The organism is Streptomyces sp. S3(2020) (assembly GCF_013044505.1).
Classification (GTDB): Bacteria; Actinomycetota; Actinomycetes; order Streptomycetales; family Streptomycetaceae; genus Streptomyces.
Genome location: NZ_JABERD010000372.1, coordinates 1 through 5,367 on the forward strand (window position 1 = coordinate 1; position 5,367 = coordinate 5,367).

At 69.0% G+C, this 5,367-nt stretch carries 4 protein-coding genes; 3 read left to right on the forward strand and 1 reads right to left on the reverse strand.

What is annotated here, in order from left to right; genetic code table 11:
• Together HLK59_RS47845 and HLK59_RS47850 are read left to right on the forward strand one after the other, a co-directional pair.
• On the forward strand, nt 1-283 hold a 283-nt coding region (locus HLK59_RS47845; protein ID WP_171147966.1), incomplete at its 5' end, for a hypothetical protein.
• Nucleotides 284-448: 165 nt separating this feature from the next.
• Nucleotides 449-2,440 carry a Helicase associated domain protein gene (locus HLK59_RS47850; protein ID WP_346779999.1) on the forward strand — a complete coding sequence of 664 codons (1,992 nt, stop codon included), beginning with the start codon at nt 449-451 and terminating at the stop codon, nt 2,438-2,440.
• Nucleotides 2,441-2,469: 29 nt separating this feature from the next.
• Here HLK59_RS47850 and fxsT read toward each other — a convergent pair whose 3' ends face one another.
• Nucleotides 2,470-4,683 (reverse strand): FxSxx-COOH system tetratricopeptide repeat protein, encoded by a 2,214-nt coding sequence (gene fxsT / locus HLK59_RS47855; protein WP_171147967.1) that lies wholly within the window; start codon nt 4,681-4,683, stop codon nt 2,470-2,472.
• 143 nt (nt 4,684-4,826) lie between these two features.
• Between fxsT and HLK59_RS47860 the strand changes: the two genes are divergently transcribed.
• Nucleotides 4,827-5,090 (forward strand): hypothetical protein, encoded by a 264-nt coding sequence (locus HLK59_RS47860; RefSeq protein ID WP_171147968.1) that lies wholly within the window; start codon nt 4,827-4,829, stop codon nt 5,088-5,090.
• Nucleotides 5,091-5,367 lie beyond the last annotated feature (277 nt).

Below are 5,367 nucleotides of genomic sequence, written 5' to 3' on the forward strand. Positions count from 1 at the left end.
GCCCCACCCCGGCCGCTACCGCTCCCCCGACCGGACCTGGCACCCCATACCCGTATGGGCGCGCCCCGCACTCATCGCAGCCCGCGCCTGGCAGCACCACACCGGACACCCCTACAGCAGCCGGCGCTTGTTCCAGCACACCAACTTCCACCACCACAACCAGCTCTACGACCTCGCAGCCGCCGCCGGCATCCACCCAGCCATCACACGCCTGACCGGCGACCCCGCCTGGCCCACGCCCCACGAAAAACAGCAGACAACGCTCCTCACGCCCACAGCGTGATAGCGATCGGCAACCAGCCGACCAGCACACTCTGCAGCTTCTGTCAGTGCAGCCTCAGCAACCACTGTCAGCCCCCATTCAGGCACTGACCAGCACAAACAACCGGGTCTGCCACTGACACCACAGCAACAAAAACCCCACCGACAAAACACCACACAACACCACGTGCACGACCAGGCGCAGCTTCCTGCCGAGCGTCGGCTGTACATGACGGCCACGCCGCGGGTCTGGGAGGCCGAGGGTGAGCGGCCGCGGCTGGTGGCGTCGATGGAGGACGGCTCACCAGTGTTCGGGCCGGTGGCGTACGAGCTGTCGTTGTCGGAGGCGATCGGGCGGGGCATCGTCGCGCCGTATCAGGTGCTGTGCCTGGACATCCGCGACCCGGAGCTCTACGCGGCCCTGAGCAGTGAGGACACCGGGTCGGACGCGGTGCGCGGGGCACGGCTGGCGGCGGTGCAGACCGGACTCATGCAGGCAGCGGTCAAGGAACGGTTCCGCCGGGTGCTCTCGTTCCACAGCCGGGTGAGCGAGGCCGAAGCCATGGCGGCCGCCGTGCCGGTCACCGCGGGCCGACTCGCCGCAGACGACCCCGACACCTACCCGCAGGCTCGGCAGGTCTGGGCGGACTGGCTCTACGGCGAACACGCACCCGCACACCGCCGCCAAGTACTCGACGAATTCGCCTCCGACTTCCTCGGAGGACCGGCATATAATGACGAGGATATGCGGGCTGAATTGCGGGTGCTTTCCTCAGTTCGCATTTTGGGCGAAGGTGTCGATACCGCGGAATGTGACGCCGTGCTATTCACGGACGCGCGGGGCTCGATGGTCGATATCGTGCAAATGGTCGGACGGGCTCTGAGGCTGCATCCGGGGCGCGGGAAACTGGCCACGCTGATCGTTCCGGTATTCCTCGGACCGGACGAAGATCCAGATGAAATGCTCACCTCGGATGCCTACAACAGCCTCAGCAAGGTCCTCGGAGCCCTCCGGGCACACGACGCTGCCATGATCGACGCGCTTGCCGATCCCCGCCTGCGCAACAGCAGTCGACCGCCCGAGGACGACGGCGAAGAGCTGATGGAGGAGGCCGACGGGGAGGACGGCCAGGAGCAGGACCTTGTCCCGCCCGTCGGGGCCGCGGCCGCGGGGGTGCTGCGGCTCAGCGAGGAACGCGACCCCGCCGTGCTCACCCAGTTCGTACGGCTACGCGTCATCGACCCCGAGGGCGCCTACTGGCTCCGCGGCATCGAAGCCGCCACCCGATGGCTGCGCGAAACCGGGAACAGCGAGCTGCGCGTGCCGTACACGTACGTCACCCCGGACGACTGGGACGGTGTCAGCGGGCATCCGCTGGGGGTGTGGGTGGCAGACCAGCGCCGCTACTACACCGCCGGAACCCTCGAAGCGAAGCGGGTGACGGAGCTGGAGAACCTCGGCATGGTCTGGTCCGTGCACGCCTCCGCGTGGGACGCCGGCCTCGCCGTCGCCCGCGACTACGCCAACGTCCACGGGCACTGCCTGCCCGGCAACTCCGTCGTCTGGGACGGATTCGCCCTGGGCACCTGGCTCAAAAATCAGAGGGCGGCGGCCAAGAAGACCCGTGAGAACGCCGCACGCCGCGCCAACGGAGAGACCGGCATCTCGTACGCCGGGGAACTGTCTGCCAGCCGCATGGAAGCACTCACCGACATCGACCCCGGATGGGCACCCGAGTGGGACATCGGCTGGCAACGCTCCTACCGGCTGACGCTCGCGCACGTGCAAGCCGACGGGACGCTCCCGACCCGACCGGGAGACGTCGTCATCCAGGGCGAAGACCTCGCCGCCTGGATCGCCGGGCAAGTGGCCGGGTGGGAGCGCCTCGTTCCCGCCCAGCACTACCTCCTGGACGCGATCGGGGTGCACCCTGAGAGCGTCGGCGTGGCGGTGGTGCCGGCGCGGCGCTCTCAAGACGAGCTGTGGGAGCGGAACATGGCTGCCGCCCGGCAGTTCCACGCCCGCGAAGGACACCTCCGCGTACCCCGCCAACACCGCGAGACCGTCAACGGCGAGGCCTACGGGCTGGGGTCGTTCGTAGCGAACGCACGCAGAAGGGCCGCCAAGCTCAGCCCCGAACGCCGGGCCAGCCTCGATGCATTGGGCATGCACTGGTAGAGGCCTCGCGGCGGGAGTTCCCAATGGGGTCACTCGCCTGCCCCGGGCCCCTCCTGCTGTTCGCGCAACAACTCAAGCCACGCGGCAGTCATGCGGGTGTCAGGGTGCTCCGCCCCCAACACCCGACGCAGACGCTCAAGCGTCTCCTCCCCCAGAACACGCGCCTCCCCCACCCGACCCACATCCGCCAGACGGACGACCAGGTTGTACGCCGTGCGCAGCGTGTCCGGATGCTCCGCACCCGACACCCGACGCCTTGTCTCCAGCGTCTCCTCGTTCAAGGCGAGGGCTTCCTCGTGCCGTCCCAGCACCTTCAGCCGGACGGCCAGGTTGCCAGCGATGGCCAGGGTGCCGGGGTCATCGTCGCCGTTGAGGCGTCGGCGGCGGGCGAGGGTGTCTTCGTCCAGGGCGCGGGCGCGTTCGTGGTCCTGGGTGTCGCCGTAGGCGCGGGCGAGATGGTGGGCAGCGCGCAGGGTGTCGTCGTGGTCGGGGCCCAACTGTTGCAGCAAGGTGTCGTACAGGAGCTGCAGACGGTCCCGGGCCGGACGAGCTTGCCCGCGGTCCATCAGATACCAGCACGCCTGCCCCAGCGTGGACCGCCCTCGGCTGGTGGTGAGCCGGGAGGGGTCGATAGCGAGGGCGTGCGGGAGCAGTACCTGCCAGGCCGGCCAGAACCGCGGATCCCTGGCCCAGCCGGGGTCGGCCGCGGTCAGGAGTGCTTCGGCGTCGGCCGTCGCCTGGTCGTGTTCCTGGTCGGTCATCTGGCCCGCGAGCATGTCCTGGGTGAGGCGGTGCAGTTGGAGGGTGCCGTTGTGGACGCGGGCCAGGCCGTGCCGGGCGACCGCATCCACCGCACCTGCCGCTGACAGCCGGGCGCCGACGGCTTCTTTCAGGAGAGTGGAGGCCTGGTCGGGGAGGTGGCCGACGCAGGTGGTGAGGGGGAAGGGCTCAGGAGCCAGCAAGGCCAGCGCGTCCACGACGGCTGCTGCTGCGGGGTGGTCGCTCTGCAGGCTGCTGCGGGTCAGGCGGACTTGCGCGGCCAGCGCGAGCGGGTACCCGGGCGGATGGCCCTGATCCATCACCTGCACCAGATTCGCCGCCAACTCCTCTTTCAGATCCGCCGCCGACAAGCCCCGGGTCAGCAGCGCGGCAGCTTGTGCGAGGGCCAGGGGAAGGTCGTCCAGGGTGGCGGCGATGGAGTCGGCGTCCGCGTCGGCAAGGACGGCACTCTGGGCACGCAGCAGGGCCACGGACTCGGCGCGGGAGAGCGTGGTGACGTCGAGCGAGTGGGCGTGGGTGTGCCAGTTCGGATTGCGGGACGTGATCAGCACATGCCCGGTGGTGCCGCCGGTCAGGAACGGGGCCAGCGCGTCAGAGTCTTCGGCGTTGTCGAACACCAACAGCCAGCGCGACATCGTTCCCAGCTCACCCAGCAGCAGCTCGACCGCCTCGGCGGGCGCCGTGCCAGCGGGCGCGGCGCCAATCCGGGCAGCAAGAGCGGCGAGCTGACCGGGGATCAGGGCCAGGTCCTCGGCCGCGATCCACCAGGCCAGTTCGTACTCGCCGGCGAACCGGTAGGCGTACTCCAAAGCGAGTTGGGTCTTGCCCACCCCGCCGCGGCCATGGAGGGCCTGTACCGCGACGCGTTGGTCGGACGCCAGTGCTTGGCGCAGGTGGACCAGCATTCCGTCGCGGCCGGTGAAAGCCGCGTTACGGGCCGGCAGATTCCGCACCCGCGGCAAGGAACCGGGCAGACGCGGGCCGCTGGCGCCGACCTGCCGCAACACGCTGTGAGTGCCGGGGAAGGGCGGCTCCGCATCCGGACGGGCCGGGCCGTCGACCGCCTCCAGCAACACCCTGCGCGCTTCGGCCGGGCTCAGGCCGAACAGGTCCCGGCTGAGCAGCGGGCGCAGGATCGCCGGCGGATCCACCCTGGAAATGCGCACGGGGGTGATCTTCTCCCGCATCGCGACCACCGCGGTCCACTCCGGTGTGGTGAACCGCTCCGGTTCGAAGTAGGCCGGGGAGAACAACGCCAGCAGCCGGCCGCGTTCGAGCGCGGCGTTCATCTTCAGGACGAAGTTGTCGCCGGTACCCCAGTCCCAGTAATCCAGCTCCACCTGATGCCCGGCGTCCAGGAGCTGCCAGCCGACCCACTCCGCCCACGCACGATCCGCACCCGCATGACTGATGAACCACACCCGGTCCGACACACCGTCAAACGCCCCCGTGCCCGCACTCATCCCTGTCCCCCGACACCGCGCTCCGGTACTGAATAGTCCAGCGTAGGACTGCTGCCACCTCGACGGGAGATGTTCACCAGCACCGCTGGTGCCGTGTTCTGCCAGAGGGCATGCCCGCAGGATCACTTGATCGTTTGGAGGTCATGAAGAAGATCACGCTGGCGGTGCTGTCCGCCCTCGCTTTGTCTCTCGCAGCTCCCGTAGCCCATGCCGAACCCGACCCCCAGGCGGCAGTGGCCGACTCGAACTTCGAGGGCCCGGTGAACGCGGCGGACAACTGGAACTTCACGGCGGGCGTCGTCTGCCTGCAAGAAGTGGCTGTTGTCCCAGTGTTGTCCGGAGGTCCCGGCTACGTGGGCGACCACGACAACAACTGCGCGAACGGCAACGTGATCGACCACTCCTGAACCGACCTCCGACCCACCGTGCAACGGTCACCAGGCCCTGTGGAGTGGCTGGGCGGCGCGGGTCTTCGCGAAGGCCTCGCCGCCCGCGGCGCCCACGGGTACCGGCCTGCGCTGCGCGACGCCTGCACACAAGGACCGCGCATCACTCACCATCAGAAACAGCACACGCCTTCAGCGAAGATCGGGCACAAGACTTTCAGCACACCCTTCACGCGCACAGCAAACCCCAGCTCAGCCAGCTAGTCCCCCGCCCTCCCCGCCCTTTCCGGTTTCCCTT